Source organism: Kingella kingae ATCC 23330 (genome assembly GCF_900111845.1).
In the GTDB taxonomy this organism is placed as follows: Bacteria; Pseudomonadota; Gammaproteobacteria; order Burkholderiales; family Neisseriaceae; genus Kingella; species Kingella kingae.
The window spans coordinates 1-18,600 of the sequence record NZ_FOJK01000034.1 but is presented as its reverse complement, the minus strand read 5'-3'; the positions used below and the strand labels follow the sequence as shown (position 1 = coordinate 18,600).

At 47.0% G+C, this 18,600-nt stretch carries 20 protein-coding genes; 12 read left to right on the top strand and 8 right to left on the bottom strand.

Annotation, left to right across the window (positions count from 1 at the left end):
* Positions 1-157 (bottom strand): transposase family protein (locus BQ5809_RS10445; RefSeq protein WP_071461618.1); only part of this gene is annotated, 157 nt, incomplete at its 3' end.
* A gap of 58 nt (positions 158-215) precedes the next feature.
* Here BQ5809_RS10445 and BQ5809_RS10440 point away from each other — a divergent pair.
* Genes BQ5809_RS10440 through BQ5809_RS07750 form a run of 3 tightly spaced genes read left to right on the top strand, consistent with a single transcriptional unit; the run spans position 216 to position 1,245 of the window.
* Complete coding sequence (locus BQ5809_RS10440; protein ID WP_071461654.1) at positions 216-479, top strand: transposase; 264 nt, start codon at positions 216-218, stop codon at positions 477-479.
* On the top strand, positions 458-979 hold the full coding sequence (locus tag BQ5809_RS07755) for an IS5 family transposase (RefSeq protein WP_338152169.1): 522 nt from the start codon (positions 458-460) through the stop codon (positions 977-979). The genes BQ5809_RS10440 and BQ5809_RS07755 overlap by 22 nt, the downstream gene beginning before the upstream one ends.
* Before the next feature lie 26 nt (positions 980-1,005).
* Positions 1,006-1,245, top strand: a complete 240-nt coding sequence (locus tag BQ5809_RS07750; protein ID WP_285059342.1) for a hypothetical protein — start codon at positions 1,006-1,008, stop codon at positions 1,243-1,245.
* Positions 1,246-1,472: 227 nt separating this feature from the next.
* Here the strand turns inward: BQ5809_RS07750 and BQ5809_RS07745 are convergent, their stop codons facing one another.
* Positions 1,473-2,747: a M23 family metallopeptidase gene (locus BQ5809_RS07745; RefSeq protein WP_003786505.1), complete on the bottom strand. Its 1,275-nt coding sequence runs from the start codon at positions 2,745-2,747 to the stop codon at positions 1,473-1,475.
* A 114-nt stretch (positions 2,748-2,861) separates the two neighbouring features.
* Between BQ5809_RS07745 and BQ5809_RS07740 the strand changes: the two genes are divergently transcribed.
* Together BQ5809_RS07740 and BQ5809_RS07735 are read left to right on the top strand one after the other, a co-directional pair.
* Positions 2,862-3,782, top strand: coding sequence for a hypothetical protein (locus BQ5809_RS07740; protein WP_003786504.1), 921 nt, complete (start codon positions 2,862-2,864; stop codon positions 3,780-3,782).
* Positions 3,783-4,059: 277 nt separating this feature from the next.
* Complete coding sequence (locus BQ5809_RS07735; RefSeq protein ID WP_003786501.1) at positions 4,060-5,730, top strand: formate--tetrahydrofolate ligase; 1,671 nt, start codon at positions 4,060-4,062, stop codon at positions 5,728-5,730.
* Positions 5,731-5,894: 164 nt separating this feature from the next.
* Here BQ5809_RS07735 and ubiD read toward each other — a convergent pair whose 3' ends face one another.
* From ubiD to BQ5809_RS07720, 3 genes are all read right to left on the bottom strand, one after another.
* Positions 5,895-7,373, bottom strand: coding sequence for a 4-hydroxy-3-polyprenylbenzoate decarboxylase (ubiD, locus tag BQ5809_RS07730; protein ID WP_003786498.1), 1,479 nt, complete (start codon positions 7,371-7,373; stop codon positions 5,895-5,897).
* Positions 7,374-7,405: 32 nt separating this feature from the next.
* Positions 7,406-7,975, bottom strand: a complete 570-nt coding sequence (locus tag BQ5809_RS07725; RefSeq protein WP_003786496.1) for a GTP pyrophosphokinase — start codon at positions 7,973-7,975, stop codon at positions 7,406-7,408.
* 99 nt (positions 7,976-8,074) lie between these two features.
* Positions 8,075-9,700, bottom strand: a complete 1,626-nt coding sequence (locus BQ5809_RS07720) for a CTP synthase (RefSeq protein ID WP_032133302.1) — start codon at positions 9,698-9,700, stop codon at positions 8,075-8,077.
* A 130-nt stretch (positions 9,701-9,830) separates the two neighbouring features.
* Between BQ5809_RS07720 and BQ5809_RS07715 the strand changes: the two genes are divergently transcribed.
* Positions 9,831-10,739: a LysO family transporter gene (locus BQ5809_RS07715; RefSeq protein ID WP_003786493.1), complete on the top strand. Its 909-nt coding sequence runs from the start codon at positions 9,831-9,833 to the stop codon at positions 10,737-10,739.
* 130 nt (positions 10,740-10,869) lie between these two features.
* A complete protein-coding gene (gene gltS, locus BQ5809_RS07710; RefSeq protein ID WP_003786491.1) occupies positions 10,870-12,108 on the top strand; it encodes a sodium/glutamate symporter in 1,239 nt (412 codons plus the stop codon).
* Positions 12,109-12,260: 152 nt separating this feature from the next.
* On the opposite strand, the gene BQ5809_RS07705 is transcribed toward gltS, so the two are convergent.
* Together BQ5809_RS07705 and BQ5809_RS07700 are read right to left on the bottom strand one after the other, a co-directional pair.
* A complete protein-coding gene (locus BQ5809_RS07705) occupies positions 12,261-12,983 on the bottom strand; it encodes a UDP-2,3-diacylglucosamine diphosphatase (RefSeq protein ID WP_003786490.1) in 723 nt (240 codons plus the stop codon).
* Positions 12,984-12,985: 2 nt separating this feature from the next.
* The gene (locus BQ5809_RS07700) at positions 12,986-13,336 is read right to left on the bottom strand and encodes an ArsC family reductase (protein ID WP_003790616.1); all 351 of its coding nucleotides are present in this window, start codon (positions 13,334-13,336) and stop codon (positions 12,986-12,988) included.
* A 142-nt stretch (positions 13,337-13,478) separates the two neighbouring features.
* On the opposite strand from BQ5809_RS07700, the gene BQ5809_RS07695 reads away from it, so the two are divergent.
* The 5 genes from BQ5809_RS07695 (at position 13,479) to pyrF (ending at position 17,062) form a co-directional block, all read left to right on the top strand.
* Entirely contained in the window at positions 13,479-14,123 is a 645-nt protein-coding gene (locus tag BQ5809_RS07695) for a hypothetical protein (RefSeq protein ID WP_003786485.1), read from the top strand.
* A 233-nt stretch (positions 14,124-14,356) separates the two neighbouring features.
* Positions 14,357-14,815, top strand: a complete 459-nt coding sequence (locus tag BQ5809_RS07690) for a GyrI-like domain-containing protein (RefSeq protein ID WP_003786483.1) — start codon at positions 14,357-14,359, stop codon at positions 14,813-14,815.
* A gap of 5 nt (positions 14,816-14,820) precedes the next feature.
* Complete coding sequence (locus tag BQ5809_RS07685; protein ID WP_003786481.1) at positions 14,821-15,690, top strand: ATP-binding protein; 870 nt, start codon at positions 14,821-14,823, stop codon at positions 15,688-15,690.
* Between the two features lie 41 nt (positions 15,691-15,731).
* Positions 15,732-16,337 carry a manganese efflux pump MntP gene (locus tag BQ5809_RS07680; protein WP_003786480.1) on the top strand — a complete coding sequence of 202 codons (606 nt, stop codon included), beginning with the start codon at positions 15,732-15,734 and terminating at the stop codon, positions 16,335-16,337.
* Positions 16,334-17,062 carry an orotidine-5'-phosphate decarboxylase gene (pyrF, locus tag BQ5809_RS07675; protein ID WP_003786478.1) on the top strand — a complete coding sequence of 243 codons (729 nt, stop codon included), beginning with the start codon at positions 16,334-16,336 and terminating at the stop codon, positions 17,060-17,062. The genes BQ5809_RS07680 and pyrF overlap by 4 nt, the downstream gene beginning before the upstream one ends.
* 232 nt (positions 17,063-17,294) lie before the next feature.
* Here pyrF and BQ5809_RS07670 read toward each other — a convergent pair whose 3' ends face one another.
* Complete coding sequence (locus BQ5809_RS07670) at positions 17,295-18,017, bottom strand: hypothetical protein (protein WP_003786475.1); 723 nt, start codon at positions 18,015-18,017, stop codon at positions 17,295-17,297.
* Positions 18,018-18,600: the final 583 nt, after the last annotated feature.

The following is an 18,600-nucleotide window of genomic DNA, read 5'->3' as shown; positions in this document are numbered from 1 at the left end:
TATTATTAGCAAGGAATGCACCTATTTCGCGATTACCTTTCGCACCGCCCAAAATGGCAACAACAATGACTGTGAGTGTTTTGGCTAGATTATAGCGTTTGCCTGCTCCACGTCTGGTATCGGGTATACGAGCGAAATATTCTTCTAGTGAGTGCATGGTGTTGTCCATTTGGTTGTTTAAGAACCTGTATTCACAAAAATGATAAAATATCTTTATGACTAGAAAATCCTACCCAACAGACTTAACAGATGCCCAATGGCAAGCGATTGAGCCATATTTTAACCAGCTACGCCACTACAAATGGGATAAACGTCAATTAGTGAATGCCGTTTTGTACATGACCAAAACAGGTTGCCAGTGGCGTATGCTGCCCAATGATTTTCCACCTTATTCAACCGTATGGAGTTTCTATCGCAGAGCCAATCAATCAGGCTTATGGGATAGAATTCTTTTGGCATTGGTTCAAAAAAACGTTTAATCCATCAAAAACAAGCAATGCCAACTTATGCCATTATTGATTCACAAAGCGTCAAAACAGCTTCTAGCGCACATGATAAAGGTTTTGATGGAGGTAAAAAAATCAAAGGTCGTAAGCGACATATAGCTGTTGATACGTTGGGTAATCTATTGTCTGTTGTGATTCATGCAGCCAATATTCATGACACAAAAGCAGGTATTTTTGTAGCAAAAAAAGCGTTTGAGACCTATCCGAGTTTAAAAGGTTTCTGTGCAGATGCAGGTTATCGGAATACATTTGAGCGTGAAGTATCAGAGCAATTGAGTTTAACTGTTGAGATTTCAAAGAGAATTCAAGATATTTCTTGGCATATTCTGCCCAAACGTTGGATTGTAGAACGAACGTTTGCATGGTTAGGTTGGTCTCGACGTTTAGCAAAAGATTTTGAGCAGACGAATTTATCTGCTGAAAATTTTGTTAAACTAGGGTATATTTCACAAATATTAAAATTTATCAAATAGTTGTTTGTGAATACAGGTTCTTAGATATGTTGAAGTGCAAAAGATTGTGGAAAAACCTGTTTACAGCAACGTGTGTTTTGACGATTACGGCTTGCGCGAACTCAACCGCGCCATTGCCCAGCGCAGATTTATTGCAGCCCTGCGCTGAATTGCCCGAGCTGGAAAATGTCACGGCAAAAGCGGTGTTGCTGTGTAGCGTGCAGGCGGTGCATTTGTATCACGATTGCAAGGCACGGCATGGCGCGTTAGTGAAAGCGATTGAGTAAAAAAAGCAGCCTGCAACTATTGTATTTTTTGCAACGGTTGCAGGCTGGTTTTTTGTGGCTTATTTGTCTTAATTTGTTCAAAAAAATAAAATTTGCGTGCATTTTTTTGAAAATGAACAAATGTAATTTATTGATTTACTGCGAATAACAAAATCCCTTTGGGCGTGCCATCACATTTTTATATTTAAAGCTATTGACTGCATCATTCAGCCAATAGCTTTTTTCGTTTAATCTTGCTGTGCAATCATCACATCAATATCGCGCACCGACTGCATCAAACTCAAAATCGTGTTTTGATATTGCTTCAACGCCGCTCGGTCTTGGTCGGTTAATTCAGGCGCAGGCAAAGCAATGGTGGCAGGATTGACGTGCTGTCCGTTAATCCGCACTTCATAATGCAAATGCGACCCTGTGGAGCGTCCTGTGCTGCCCACCAAGCCAATCACATCGCCTGCTTTAACCGATGTGCCGACATCGACACCCGAAATAAAGCTGCTCATGTGTCCATACAAGGTCTCCAAACCGTCGCGGTGGCTCAACATAACTGTGTTGCCGTAGCCGCCTTTCCAACCACGAAAGCTGACCACGCCATCGCTGGGCGCGAGAATTTTGGTGCCTGTGGGCGCGGCATAGTCAATGCCTGTGTGCATTTTAATCGTCCGCAACACGGGATGGATACGAATGCCATAAGGCGACGAAATTCGCGTATAGTGTTCAATCGGCAAGCCTGTAAACCCTTGTGTTAAGGGGTTGAGCTGTTCGTCATAAAAATTGCCGCCTGCATCGCCGTGTTCAAAATAATACGCATAATACGTTTGCGATGCGGTGCTGATTTCGGCTGCCAAAATATTGCCTGTTGCCACTTCTTGCCCACGAAAATACAGGCTTTCGTACAACACGCGAATTTTGTCGCCCGCGGTTAATTGGTCTAGCGGAATTTTATCGGCAAAAATTTCTTGCAACGATGTGCGAATTTCCACAGGTACGCCTGCTTTTGCCAACGCGCCCGACACCGAAGACGTGATTTCCACCGAGCGCAAAGTTGCCACTGTTTCCGCATCTACCACGCCAGAGTGCAGCTGCCATTTGCCGTCTTTGTATTCTATGGCGACCAAATTGCGCTCGCCGTTGTCGTCGTCTCTAAAAAATTGCAAATCGCTAATATCATGATTGGAATGGATATTGACGCTGATGATTTGTCCTGCGCGTAAACGAATCGTTTTCAAATCGGACGGATTATCTTGCATCAAATTTTGAATACTTTGCGGATTCACGCCAATGCGATTCAGCAAAAACGGCAAATCATCGCCCACTTGCACTTCTTCATCGTGCCAATAGTGCGTTTCCATAATTGGGCGTGCAGCAGGGACGGGAATTTCTTGGCTAACTTTTTTGATTTGCGGTTTTTCGTGTACAGGTTTGGGTGCAAGGCTGGCGTAAACAATCAAACCTGCCAATCCAATCAATAAAATTAAACCACTGAATTTTAAATACTTATTCATAAAACTACGGCGTGTAAAAATAGCCGTACATTGTAACAAAATGTGCAGGCTGCTTCATTAAATTTCGTGGCATTGGCGCAAAACCGTTACAATCCAAATTTTTGCGATTTTTGTATGCTTACTTTGATTCTGCCTGCGCTGTTGCGTTCCGAACACGACAACATTCCGCCACTCAATTTGCCAGCGTTTAACCAGTTGCGCCGTTTTGCCACTTTTGTCCCCAAGCCGCGCACCACTACCGAATTGTTTTACACGTTTATGTGCGACCAAACCGCGCTTGCCAATAATCAAGTTTACGCCAGCCCCGTGGTGCAGCACACAGGCATGAACAGCATTCAAATGTTGGACATGACCGCAGCAGGCGTAACTCTGACCGAGCAACAAGTGCAAGATTATTGCGCCAAACTGAATCAACTGTATGCAAATGAAGCGCAATTTGACGCGCTCCGCTCCGATTTGTGGCGCGTTACGCTGCCCAATCCGCCCACATGGCACGCGCCCAGCATTTGGGAAAGCGTGGGTATGCTCAACGACCAAGTGCAGGCTGCTTCGGGTGATATGGCGCAATGGCTGCAACTTTCCACCGAAACGCAAATGTGGTTGCACAGCGAAAACGCGCCTGTGAATGCGTTGTGGATTTGGAATGCGCCCAGCATTGCCGCGTTTGAATCTTGTCCTGTTTTGTTTAGCGACAGCGCGTGGACAGCGCAAAGCAGCCTGCACACCGAACCCTTACCACACGATTGGTCGGCATGGCAACACGCTTGCGAAGAATTATCGCAGCCATTGGCGCAAAGTCATTGGTTTGATGACAGCCTGCTCACATCGGCACAAACAGGCGATGTGTGGCAATACCACGATATTTTGCACGCCTACGAGCAACGCTTTTTTGCGCCCCTGTGGCAAGCCCTACGCGAAGGCAGCCTGCACCAAGCGCGAATCGTGTGCGAACAAGGCGAATGGCATTGGCACGGCAAACCCAAAACATGGGCGTTTTGGCGCAAGAATAAGCCGTTTGATGGGAAGTCTGTTTGATTAAAAGCAGCCTGCATTTTTTTATTTGCCTGTGTTCGAATAATTCGTTGATATGCCCGTAAGGTGGGATTTATCCCACCAAAAAATGCTGATATTTAATGTATTTGATGGGTTAAAACCCATCTTACGGCTGCGATATTTTCATTATCAACGAAAAATTAAAACACAGCCTTTTATTTTGTTGATTCAAAATGCAGGCTGCTTTTTTATGTTACGCTTGATTAAAATACGTTAAAATCGCAACCCATTCCCAACAACTCTTTGCAAGGAAATCATCATGCAAACAGACGTTCAAATTGCGCAAGCCGCCGAAATCAAACACATCAACCAAATCGCCGCTAAACTCGGTTTGCAGCCTGAAAATTTGGAGCATTACGGCAAATACAAAGCCAAAATCAACCCAGCCGATGCGTTTAAATTGCCGAAAAAACAAGGCAAACTGGTACTCGTAACCGCAATTAACCCCACCCCCGCAGGCGAAGGCAAAACCACAGTAACAATCGGTTTAACCGACGCGCTGAATTACATTGGCAAACAAGCCGTCGTTGCCATGCGCGAACCGTCGCTCGGTCCCGTGTTTGGCGTGAAAGGCGGTGCGGCTGGCGGCGGCTATTCGCAAGTGTTGCCTATGGAAGACATCAATTTGCATTTCACAGGCGATTTTCACGCGATTGGCGCGGCGAATAATTTGCTTGCCGCGATGTTGGACAACCACATTTATCAAGGCAACGCGCTGAATATTGACTCCAAGCGCGTGATATGGCGGCGCGTTGTGGATATGAACGACCGCCAATTACGCAATATCATCAACGGTTTAGGTAAACCGACAGATGGTGTGATTCGCCCAGACGGTTTTGATATTACCGTTGCCAGCGAAGTGATGGCAGTGTTCTGTTTGGCGAAAGATTTGGCGGATTTGAAAACGCGCTTGGGCAATATTTTGGTTGCCTATACCTTTGATAATCAACCCGTTTACGCCAAAGATTTGAAAGCCAACGGCGCAATGGCAGCCTTGCTCAAAGACGCGATTAAACCGAATTTGGTGCAAACGATTTCAGGCAGCCCCGCCTTTGTTCACGGCGGACCATTTGCCAATATCGCGCACGGCTGCAATTCCGTTTTGGCGACACGATTGGCGCAACATTTAGGTGATTACGCGGTAACGGAAGCAGGTTTTGGCGCGGATTTGGGCGCGGAAAAATTCTGCGACATCAAATCGCGTTTGGCAGAATTGAAACCCGATTGCGCGGTGGTCGTGGCAACGGTTCGCGCGTTAAAATACAACGGCGGCGTGGAAAAAGCGGATTTAGGCGCAGAAAATGTGGCGGCAGTGGAACGCGGTTTGCCTAATTTATTGAAACACATCAGCAATTTAAAAAATATATTTGGTTTGCCAGTCGTGGTGGCAATTAACCGATTTGTGTCGGACAGCGACGCGGAATTGGCGGCGATTCAGGCAGCCTGCAACGCGGCAGGCGCGGAAGTTTCGCTGACGGAAGTGTGGGCGAAAGGCGGCGCAGGCGGCGCGGATTTGGCGCAAAAAGTGGTGGCGGCGATTGAGCAAAACGCGCAACCATTCACATTCGCCTACGATGTAAACGACAGTATCCGCGACAAAATCACGGCGATTGCCACGAAAATTTACGGCGCGGCGGCTGTGGAATTTAGCGCGGAAGCGGCGGCGGAAATCGCAAATTTAGAGCGTTTGGGTTTGGATAAATTGCCGATTTGTATGGCGAAAACGCAGTATTCGTTGAGCGATAACGCGAAATTGTTGGGCTGCCCGACTGGGTTTACGATTAGCGTGCGTGGTTTGACGGTGTCGGCTGGGGCTGGGTTTATTGTGGCGTTGTGTGGCGCGATGATGAAAATGCCGGGCTTGCCGAAAGTGCCTGCTGCGGAACGGATTAATGTTGATGAAAATGGCGTAATTAGTGGGTTGTTCTAAGCTAATTAGCTAAAATATAGTGGATTAAATTTAGATTGGGACAAGGCGACAACGACCGCCGTGTACAGCTAGTACATAAGGGAGTTGGCAACGCTGTACTAATCTAAATTTAATTCACTATAACAAAAAGCAGCCTGCACTTTAACTGTGCAGGCTGCTTTGATTTACAACCCCAATTCCGCCCAAATCTCATCAATTTTGGCAACCGTTTTCGGGTCGCGTTCAATCACACGTCCCCATTCGCGTTGGGTTTCGTTACCGATTTTATTGGTTGCGTCCAAACCCATTTTTCCGCCCAAACCACTCACAGGGCTGGCAAAATCCAAATAATCAATCGGCGTATTTTCCATTAAAACCGTGTCGCGCACAGGGTCCATGCGCGTGGTAATCGCCCAAATCACCTGTTTCCAGTCGCGCACGTCAATATCATAGTCCACGACAATAATAAATTTGGTGTACATAAATTGGCGCAAAAACGACCAACAACCCATCATCACGCGCTTGGCGTGTCCTGCGTATTGCTTTTTCATGCTCACGACTGCCATGCGGTATGAACACCCCTCTGGCGGCAAATAAAAATCCACAATTTCAGGGAATTGTTTTTGCAACAACGGCACAAACACTTCATTCAACGCCTCGCCCAAAACCGCAGGTTCATCGGGCGGTGCGCCGGTGTAGGTGCTGTGGTAAATCGGGTCTTTTCGCATGGTAATGCGTTCTACCGTGAACACTGGAAAATAATCTTGCTCGTTGTAATAGCCTGTGTGGTCGCCATAAGGACCTTCCAGCGCGGTTTCATCGGGATAAATCACGCCTTCCAACACGATTTCCGCGCGCGCTGGCACTTGCAAATCGTTGCCGATACATTTGGTCAATTCGGTGCGTGAACCGCGCAATAATCCTGCGAATTGGTATTCGCTCAACGTATCGGGGACTGGTGTAACCGCGCCCAAAATCGTGGCAGGGTCGCAACCCAACACCACCGAAACTGGATAAGGTTTATCGGGAAACAAGCGTTTGTGTTCCTGAAAATCCAACGCACCGCCGCGATGCACCAACCAACGCATAATCAATTTATTTTTGCCAATCAGTTGTTGGCGGTAAATGCCTAAATTTTGGCGTTTTTTGTTGTAACCGCGTGTAACCGTCAAGCCCCATGTTACCAACGGCGCAACATCGCCCGCCCAACAATGCTGAATCGGCAAATCATACAAATTCACATCATCGCCTTCCAAAACAATCTCTTGGCAAGGCGCGTTTTTGACAACGTGCGGTGCCATTGACCAAATGTCTTTTAAAAGCGGCAATTTGCTGAATGCGTCTTTTACACCTTTGGGCGGTTCGGGTTCTTTTAGGTAGGCAAGCGTTTTGCCGATGTCGCGCAATTCGCTGATGTCTTTCGCGCCCATGCCCATTGCCACGCGCTCGGTTGTGCCAAACAAATTTGCCAAAACAGGGTAGCCGTAGGGCGTGCCGTCTTCGCGGACGGGGTTTTCAAACAGCAACGCTGCACCGCCTGCGCGTAATACGCGGTCGGAAATTTCGGTAATTTCCAAATAAGGGGAAACGGGGGTTTTGATGCGTTTGAGTTTGCCTTGCTGTTCTAGCATGGCGATAAATTCTCTTAAATCGTTGTATTTCATGTTTTTTGTTCTTTCTTTCAGGCTACCTGAATTTATTTCACAAATATCCGTTTATAAGCAATGTGATTTTGAATATTCTCACGCGCGTCTTGTTCGTCCCAAATTTGCAATTCCCACGGATAGTAAAAATTACTGGCATTTTTAAAATAAATGTGTACGCCAATATAGCCGTCCACATCGCGCAAATACCAGTTTTTCAGGCTGTATTCGGATTTCCAATCGTCTAATTTTTGCAGAATTTGTGCTACGTCTTCGGACGGTAAAATCACGCGCGCGCCGAAAATGTCATTCAAAATATTGTTTACTGGATATTGGTTTTCACGCGCCAAATAGCGGTTAATTTTATCGTGAATACTCTCGGCGGTTTTCACACGGTAGAAAAAATCAATACCGCGCGTGTCGGCAAAAGCTAAATAATCGTTAATCGCTTCGTGCAAGTTCAGGCGATACGACAAGATGTGTTCAATCGGCACAGTTTTTAAGGTGTGCGATAAATTGATTTTTGGCACTTTGCCTGTTTCAAAATAATCCTGTGAATATTGCGCGTGAATGCGATTGATTTCGCGGATTAGGCGTTCTGTTTTTTGAATGTTGGTTTCCATGTTTTTGAATCCACTTCACGATAAGCCATATTACCACAAAAGCAGCCTGCACCTTTTATAAACCCAAGTGCAGGCTGCTTTTTCTGTTTGCGTACAAAATCAAACTTTATTTTTCAACGCCGCTTTCACAAACGCTTCAAATAATTTATGTCCACGACGCGGATTGGACGTAAATTCAGGGTGGAATTGACACGCGAAAAACCAAGGGTGGTCAGCAATTTCAATCGTTTCCACTAAACGCTCACGACCAGCCGACACGCCACCAATCGTCAAACCAGCCGCTTCCAGTTGCGCCACATAATGGTTGTTCACTTCGTAGCGGTGGCGGTGGCGTTCACGGATTTGCGTTGCGCCGTAAATTTTCGCCGCCAAACTGCCTTCTTTCAGCTCAACTTCTTGTGCTCCCAAACGCATTGTGCCGCCTAAATCCGCGTTTTCATCGCGCGTTTCTACGCTGCCGTCAGCCGTTTGCCATTCATCAATCAACGCCACAACGGGGTGCGGTGTTTTCAAGTCAAATTCAGTAGAATTTGCGCCAGTCAAACCTGCCACATCACGCGCGTATTCAATCAACGCAATCTGCATACCCAAGCAAATGCCCAAGTACGGTACTTTGTTTTCACGCGCATAACGAGCGGTGGCGATTTTGCCTTCCACACCACGCGAACCAAATCCACCAGGGACTAAAATCGCGTCAAATTCTTTCAAGCTGCCTGTACCGTCTTTTTCAATGCTTTCGCTGTCAATATAGGTAATTTGCACATCGGTTTGCGTGTGAATGCCAGCGTGTTTCAAGGCTTCAATCAACGATTTGTACGATTCAGTCAAATCCACATATTTGCCGACCATAGCGATTTTGACTTTGTGTTGCGGATTTTGAATCGCGCGAACGATTTTCTTCCATTCCGTCAAATCTGCTTCTTTCACGTTTAATTGCAACTGTTCGCAAATAATTGTGTCAATGCCTTGATTGTGCAGCATTTCTGGGCATTCATAAATGCTGTTCACATCGTAGCTGCCGACAATCGCGCGTTCTTCCACATTGCAGAACAAGGCGATTTTGCGGCGTTCGTCTTCGGGCATTTCTCTGTCCATGCGGCAAATCAAAATGTCGGGCTGCAAACCAATACTCAACATTTCTTTAACCGTGTGTTGCGTGGGTTTGGTTTTGATTTCGCCAGCCGCCGCAATATACGGAACATAGCTCAAATGCGCGAACAATGTATTGGCGCGACCCAGTTGGCTACGCATTTGGCGAATCGCTTCCAAAAATGGCAACGACTCAATATCGCCAACCGTGCCGCCAATTTCCACAATCGCCACATCGTAGCCTTTCGCGCCATCGTGAACGCGGCGTTTGATTTCATCGGTAATATGGGGAATAACTTGCACCGTACCGCCCAAATAATCGCCGCGACGCTCTTTCGCAATCACATTTTCATAAACTTGCCCTGCGCTGAAACTGTTTTTGCGCGTCAAAGTCGCATTGATAAAACGCTCGTAATGCCCCAAATCCAAATCCGTTTCCGCACCGTCATCGGTAACGAATACTTCACCGTGTTGGAATGGACTCATCGTACCTGGGTCCACGTTGATATAAGGGTCAAGTTTCAGCATGGTTACGTTCAAACCACGTGATTCAAGGATAGTTGCAATAGAAGCGGCGGCAATGCCTTTACCAAGAGATGAGACAACGCCGCCAGTTACGAAAATAAATTTTGTCATGATGATGATACCTGTATTGGAATGCGCGATTTTAACGCAATTTGATACAAATGCAAAAGAGATTGTTGCCAAGTTAAATTAAGTAAGCATGATACAATCTTATCTTTCGTTTTGCTTACCCAATCTCGCCATGTTTCAACATTTACAAACCGTTTTTTGGATTCTTGCACCCATGTTTGTCGGCTTTGCGATTCGTGTTCCCAAGCCGTATTTGCGCGTGCTAGCCAAAATCCTATCGCTGCTGGTTTATGTGATTTTGCTGCTCATTGGCATTGGCTTGTCGCAAGTCAATCAACTGATTTTGCAGTTGGACAATATTTTGCTGTTGTCGCTGCTGCTGTTTGGCTTGTTGATGGCGTGTAACTTAATCGCGCTGTGTTTATTAGACAAATGGCTGCCATGGCAAGTTCAGCGCAGCAAAAAAGCAGCCTGCACTCAAATCAGTTGGACAGGTAGCACCAAGCAAATTGCGATTTTATTACTGGGCGTGGCGGTTGGATTTGGCTTGCCAGCCGCTTGGCAACCGCCACACAGCGCAGGCACTTATGCCTTGATGATGTTGGTATTTGTGGTGGGCATTCAACTTCGCAGCAACGGCTTTACCCTGCGCCAAATCTTGTTCAACACACGCGGCATACAAGTGTCGCTGTTGTTTGTCGCATCGTGCGCGATTGCAGGCTGCTTTTTCGCCCTACTCGTCCCCGAAGTCGGCATCATGCAAGGTTTAGCATTATCGGCTGGCTATGGCTGGTATTCGCTATCGGGCATTGTGATGACGCAAGCCTATGGCGCAACGTGGGGCAGCATTGCGCTGTTAAACGATTTGTTACGCGAATTTTTTGCGCTGGCGATGATTCCCGTGATTATGCGCCGTTACCCAAGCAGCGCAGTTGGCGTGGGTGGCGCAACCAGCTTGGATTTTACCTTGCCGATTATTCAAAACTCGGGCGGTATTCAAGTTGTACCTATGGCGATTAGTTTTGGTTTTATTATCAACATTGTGTCGCCGTTGTTGATGATTTTGTTTTCGGTCAAATAAGCGGTAAACACAATCACGCAAATTTTGACACGATTTAACAAATAACCTATTATGCGTGTTTATTTGCAGGCTGCTTTCTATATAGATAAAGCAGCCTGCACCATTTTAATTCGTTAGTACAGGATACATTATGGAGATTACCACCATTCCACTCAACGGCTATTACACGCTCATCGCCGCCACTTTGGTGCTACTGCTCGGGCGCATCATGGTCAAAAAAATCGCGTTTTTACGTAACTTCAACATTCCCGAGCCCGTGGCAGGCGGTTTGGTTGCCGCTTTAATCATTTCGATTATTTATTCCACTCAAAGCATCGCGTTTCAATTTGAAAGCAGCCTGCAATCGGCGTTTATGTTGGTATTTTTCTCATCGATTGGTTTATCTGCCGATTTTGCTCGCTTAAAACAGGGTGGTTTTCCGCTGATTGCCTTTTTGATTATTGTGAGTATTTTCATCGTGATACAAAACTTTGTTGGAATGAGCATGGCGGTTATGCTTGACCAACACCCACTCATGGGCTTGATTACAGGCTCAATCACACTCACAGGCGGACACGGCACAGGCGCGGCATACGGCGACACGCTTGCCAAGCAATACGGCATCAAAGGCGCGGTGGAAATGGCAATGGTATCAGCCACTTATGGCTTGGTGGCTGGCGGTTTGATTGGCGGCCCAGTGGCACGACATTTAGTAAACAAAATGGGGCGCAAACCGATTGACCACCAAAGCGCGGAAGACCGCGACAACGCAGGCGCGTATGACGGCGAAACCTTTGAAAACGCCAAACAAGAACGCTTAATCACCGCCAATTCCGCCATTGAAACCATGGCATTGTTTGCCGCTTGCTTGGCGTTTTCGTCCATTATGTTCGGCTACATGAAAGAGCATTACCCCGATTTCAAATTGCCACAATTTGTGTGGGCATTGGGCTTTGGCGTATTGTTACGTAACGTGCTAACAGGCTTGTTCAAGTTTGATATGTTTGACCGCGCGATTGACGTGTTCGGCAACGCATCGTTGAGCTTATTCTTGGCAATGGCGTTGATGAGCATGAAATTGTGGGAATTATCGGGCATAGCTGGTGCAATGATAACGATTTTGCTGGTACAAACCGTTGTGATGATTTTGTATGGCTACTTCGTTACCTTCCGCTTTATGGGCAAGGACTACGATGCCGCGATTTTAACCGCAGGACATTGCGGTTTTGGCTTGGGCGCAACTCCAACGGCGGTGGCGAATATGCAATCGGTAACCAACACATTTGGCGCATCGCACAAAGCCTTTTTGATTGTGCCGCTGGTGGGTGCATTCTTTATTGACTTGGTAAACGCAGCGATTTTGGATCGCATGATGGCGTTTTTTGGGTAATTGGTTTACATAAATAGAAGCAGCCTGCACTTTATTATAGTGGATTAAATTTAGATTAGGACAAGGCGACAACGACCGCCGTGTACACCTAGTACATAAGGGAGTTGGCAACGCTGTACTAATCTAAATTTAATTCACTATATATGCCCTATTCACGGCAACGAAACCATACGACAACCCAATTCATCAACCGCCAAATACCCGCCTTTGCCGTCAAACCAATCGGGCAACACATAGCGCATCACACGGCGATTTTGAAACGTGTGTTCATGCACATTCGGTCGATGCGTGTGTCCATGAATGATGATTTGCGTGTCAGGAAACTGGCACAAAGCAGCCTGCACCCCTTGTTCGGTTACGTCCGAAATGCCGTAATTGTGTTGTTTTTGTTGGCGACTTTTGGCGCGAATTTGCTCGGCAATTTGCTTGCGTTTGGCAAACGGCAATCGCAGTAGCAGTTTGAGCACCAACGGATTACGAATAATCTTGCGATAACGCAAATAACGCACATCTTCGGTACACATTTCATCGCCATGCGTCAGTAAAACCATATTGCCGTGCAGCGATAAAGGTGTTTGCTCGGGCAGCAGCGTCATGCCTGCGCGTTGGGCATATGCCTTGCCCAGCGCAAAATCGCGGTTGCCTGCAATAAAATAAACAGGCGCAGTTTGGCTGAATGCGTGAATCTGTTGGGCGACTTGTTGCGCGGTTTGGCTGTCGTCATCGTCGCCCATCCACGCTTCAAATAAATCGCCCAAAATATACAACGCCGCCGCTTTGCCTGCTTGGTCGCGCAAAAATTGGGCAAACAAGTCATTTAAATCAGGCGTGTGGTCAGACAAATGTAAATCGGCAATCAACAAAGTGGGCTTCATATTCAAGCAGCCTGCACCATTTGTTGATATTGTTCGGGCGAAAATCCGACATAAACATGCGATTGATGCAGGCAAACAGGGCGTTTAATCACGCTTGGGTATTCACACATGAGCGCGATTGCCCCTTCGGTGCTTTGCGCTTGGGCTTGCTGTTCGGGCGTGAGTTTGCGCCATGTTGTGCCGCGTTTGTTGAGCAATACATCTAGCCCCACTTGCTGCAAGCAGCCTGCAATCCATTCGGGCGTGGGCGGTGTTTTTTTGAAGTCGTGAAAGGTGTAGGCGATGTGTTGTTCGTCCAACCAAACACGCGCTTTTTTGACGGTGGCGCAGTTGGCAATGCCGTATAAATCCATGATGATGTGCTTTCTTGGTGTAAATAAATCGCGCCATTGTACGAAATTCCGCTTTTTTTGTCTTGTCGCCAATCGCATTTACGGCTATGCTTTCGGTCTTTATCGCTTATGCCTAACCCAGTTCATTATACGGAGAGTTGCTATGAAAAAATGGCTCGTACCCAGTTTGGCTGCTGCATTATTGGCCGCCTGTTCGTCTGACCAAATTTCCAAATCCGATGTGCAAGACGCATTGGAACATTCGGCAAAAAATAGCGTTTGTGTTCCATTTAGATTGAACGTGGAACACCGCGCCCCCAACGAAGATGTGGCACAAAGCCAGCTAGGCATGCCAGAAGTACGCTTGCTCAAACGCTTGGACAACGGCAAACGCGCCAATCCCAAAGCAGTGGAGCAAATGGATATTTTGGTTAATGCAGGCATCTACGAAGAAGCCAAAGGCGAACGCATTGGCGAAGGTGACCACGCGATTCGTTACTTGGTGTATCGCTTAACCGATAAAGGTCGCGAATCGTTTTCCTTGTCACCACACGGTGCGTGGTTGTGCATTGGTAAACAGCGCGTAGAAAAAATCCACTATTTTACCGAGCCAACTCCAGCCAACGGCATCACCATTAGCCAAGTGTCGTATCAAGCCGAAATCCAAACCGAGCGTTGGGCGCGTAAATTGTTGCGCGACAATCCGCATTACGCAGGCTTGGAACAATCGTTGAACAAAAAAATCACTTTGGTTAAAACCAACGAAGGCTGGCGTGATGTGCGCGAATTGCGCCGCGGGCCGTACTAATTTGACCTTTTAAACGCCTGTTCATCGTGTTGATTTTGATGACAGGCGTTTTGTTGTGTGATGATGATTTGCTGCAAAAAGCAGCCTGCACTTTTATAGTGAATTAAATTCAAACTAGTACAGCGTTGCCAACTCCCTTATGTACTAACTGTACACGGCGGTCGTTGTCGCCTTGTCCTAGTTTGAATTTAATCCACTATATTCACAACGACTTCACTTTCAGGATAAGTAAAATGACCGCTTCACAACCTCAACCCACCACCGTTCACGCCCCCATGCGCATCATGGGCTTACAAGCGCGAACTTCACTAGACCAAGTTCACGCAACGCTCAACGATTTGTGGACGCGCTGGCAAAACGACAAAGCACAACGCTTGCCATCGTTCACGCTCACCACTTATTGCGTTTACCAATACGACGATGCCACGCCCAACGAAGTCTTGATTACCATTGGACGCATTGTCGCGCAAGATTTGCCCACACCGCCTTTTGCCGCGCTCACGATTTTGCCCGCGCAAGATTATGTGCGCTACGAAGCCACCGCCACCACGCCCGAAGCCGTGTTCGCGCAATGGCAAGCGATTGAGCAAGACCCGTCTATTCAACGCAGTTTTACCACCGATTTTGAAACCTATCCAATTAACGGCAACCCGAAAATTTATGTCGGCGTGCAGGCTGCTTTGAGCGAGTAAACGCAATGAAATTCAAATCTATCCAACCATTTTTGCAACAACTGCAATCGGTTTTGAATCGTTTGGACGCGATTTTGCCGCCCGAAGCGCGTGAACCCGATTGGCAAAACGCGATTGCTTTTCGCTGGCAAAAATCGGGCAATGCAGGCTGCTTGCACGCTTTACCGCATCCGCACACGTTTTCGCTCAACCGATTAGCCGCCATCAACACGCAAATGCAACAACTGGTTCGCAACACCGAGCAATTTCTACAAAATCGCCCAGCCAACAATGTTTTGCTGACTGGGGCACGTGGCACGGGCAAATCATCGCTCATCAAAGCCCTGTTGCACGAATACGCCGCACAAGGCTTGCGCCTGATTGAAGTGGATAAACACGATTTGACCACTTTGCCTGCGCTGTTGTCGTTGCTGGAATCGCGCCCCGAACGCTTTATTGTGTTTTGCGATGACTTGTCGTTTGAAGATGGCGAAGACGGCTACAAAGCCTTAAAAACCGCGTTGGACGGCAGTTTGTCGCGCCGAGCTGATAATGTGTTGGTGTATGCCACGTCCAATCGCCGCCACTTAATGCCCGAATACATGGCAGACAACGTGGGCAACGCAAACGAAGTCCACCCAAAAGAAGCGGTAGAAGAAAAAGTATCGCTGTCCGACCGCTTTGGCTTGTGGTTGAGCTTTTATCCATTTAGCCAAGACGATTATTTGGCAGCAGCAGCCAGTTGGCTAGACGATTTTGGTTTGACTTTGGACGACACGGCGCGTCAGGCCGCATTGAATTGGGCGCAAATGCGTGGCAGCCGTTCGGGGCGCACGGCATACCAATTCGCTTGCGATTGGGCTGGACGCTTGCCTGAACAGCGCACGGCTTTGTGAACAAAATCATAAAAATAAAATAGAAACTAGGTACACAAAACATGGGGCTTTTTACCCTTTTATTACTGGCTTTGGGCATGTCGGTTGATGCGTTTGCAGCGGCATTGGCTCGTGGCGCAAGCAGCCTGCACTTTACTTGGCAGCAAACACTCAAAACCGCATTGATTTTTGGCGTAGTAGAAAGCATTACGCCTTTGATTGGTTACACAGTAGGCAGCTTGGCACAACATTGGATTGAACAATACGACCACTGGCTCGCGTTTGGTTTACTTGCCGCGTTGGGCATTAAAATGATTGTGGGCGCATTGAGTGAAGACGATGACGCAACCGAAGCCAATCTACCAGCCAACAAAGGCTTGTGGTTCACGATTACCACCGCCATTGCCACCAGCATTGATTCCATGATTGTGGGCGTGGGCTTGGCGTTTTTAGACGTAAACATTTGGCTGACCGCGCTGGCGATTGGCTTGTCCACCACCATTATGGCAGCGATTGGCTTGCAACTGGGACGCGTATTAGGCACAAAAATCGGCAGTCGCGCCGAAATTGTTGGTGGCATCGTGTTGATTGGCATTGGCGTGTCTATTTTGCTGGAACACACAGGTTGGTTGCAGGCTGCTTTTTCAACAACAGGAACTTTATCATGAACCCTTTGATGACCGATTATCCACTTTCCACCCAACGCACGCCCGTGATTGTGGCGTTGGATTTTGCCAACGAACACGACACGCTACAATTTGTACGCCAGCTATCGCCCGATTTATGCCAGCTCAAAATCGGCAAAGAATTGTTTACCGCCACAGGCAGACAACTGGTAGAAAAACTGGTACATCAAGGCTTTAAGCTGTTTTTGGATTTAAAATACCACGACATTCCCAACACCGTTGCCCAAGCCTGCAAAGTGGCTGCCGACATGGGCGTGTGGCTGGTGGACATGCACGCATTGGGCGGACGGCGCATGATGGAAGCTGCTGCCAATGCCGTTGCCAACCAATTGCATCGCCCCTATTTGATTGGCGTTACCGTGCTAACCAGTATGGAACAAACCGACCTTGCCGAATTGGGCTACACACAATCGCCCGAACAATTGGTATCGCAATGGGCTGCATTGGCACAACAATCGGGCTTGGACGGCGTGGTGTGTTCCGCACACGAAGCTGCCCTGCTGCGCCAACAACGCGGCGATGACTTTTTGCTGGTAACGCCAGGTATTCGCTTGGACGTGGCAGGCAATAGCGATGACCAACGCCGCATTATGACACCACAACAAGCCTTGTCCGCAGGCGCAAGCTATTTGGTGATGGGCAGACCGATTGTGCAGGCTGCTAATCCTGCGGCGGTGTTGCGCGAAATCAATTCAGGTTTAGTTTAATTCAATCAAACAAATAAAAATGCAGGCTACTTTGGCGAGCGATTTTTCACTCAAAAGCAGCCTGCACTTTATTATTGATACAGTTTGAAACCTTTGCAAAACCCCAGATTTGAGCATAGTTCAAAGTGATAGCATCGCAGAACGCGCAGATAATATTGAAATATTTTCAAGCGTCCGAGAAGCGCATCACGAAGAAATATGCCGAAGATGGGGTTTTTGCAACAGTTTCAGTTTAGAAGTAATACGACACACCTACATTAATCGCAGGAATCACGCGGTATTTGCCAATGCGGTCTTCAATTTTATCGCGCTCAGCGTTTACACGTTCATTCACTTTGGCTGCGGCATCTGCACCACCTTCTTGCACTGTCAATTTATCGTTCAGGCTAGAACTCAAATCAACGCTCACTTTTGGTTTGCCGATATAGATACCCAAATCAGCATTAAAGCCAAATGTGCCAGCTTCGCGTTTTTTGGCATTATGACCCCAGCCAATGCCAATGTAAGGCGACACAGCAGGATAGCGCACCGAAGCATTCACTTTGTCGTTGTTGTCTGTGGTTACTTGATACGTTTTGCCACCAATGGTAAACGATTGCGTGGTGTTGCCGATGCCCTGCCCTGTCGCTTCCACTTTGGTGCGTCCAAAGCTCAAACCAGCAGTCAAGCGGAACGAATTGGCAAATGGATAAAAATCGCCATACAAATTGAATTTATTGCTACTCAACTTGCCTGAATAGCGAATCGCATCTTCGTCAAATTTCCGTGTGATGCGCCCCATAGTCGTAAAATCACCACGCACACCAAATTGCTCGTTAATGCCATAGCCCACACCCACACCAAAACCTGGTACACCTGCTGTGCCATAAATTTCCACACCAGCGGCATCGTCTGCCCATGCTGTACCAACCGACAACGCCAACAACAAACTCGCTAAATATTTGGTTTTCAACATCTCTTTCTCCTAACCAAAAAATGAAACAATGTGTTATGCAGCCTTATCTGTCCCGACTCTGATGAACCCAAACCCATAAACTGCGACAACTATTGTAACCATTTTTTTACCAAAATAAACTCATTTTTTAAAATACGCCATTATTTTGCACAAAACCGTTGCAAATTAAACAAAAGCAGCCTGCATTTTCATCAAACAAAAAATGCAGGCTGCTTTTTGTATTTTATCCATTCATAAATCAATATTTTTGCTATGTTTATTTTGCTATGGAATAAGCCAACATGATGCCACGCGCGAAATTCTCCCCACATTTTGCAAGATAAACCCACTTACTATTTATTTCATACCGTGCAACAAAGTTTCAAATCCTGCTTATTGCAAGCAGGATTTTTTACAACTGTGCAAATTGAGCAATCTCATCGCTGGCTATTATAGTGAATTAAATTTAGAACCTGTATTCACAAAAATGATAAAATATCTTTATGACTAGAAAATCCTACCCAACAGACTTAACAGATGCCCAATGGCAAGCGATTGAGCCATATTTTAACCAGCTACGCCACTACAAATGGGATAAACGTCA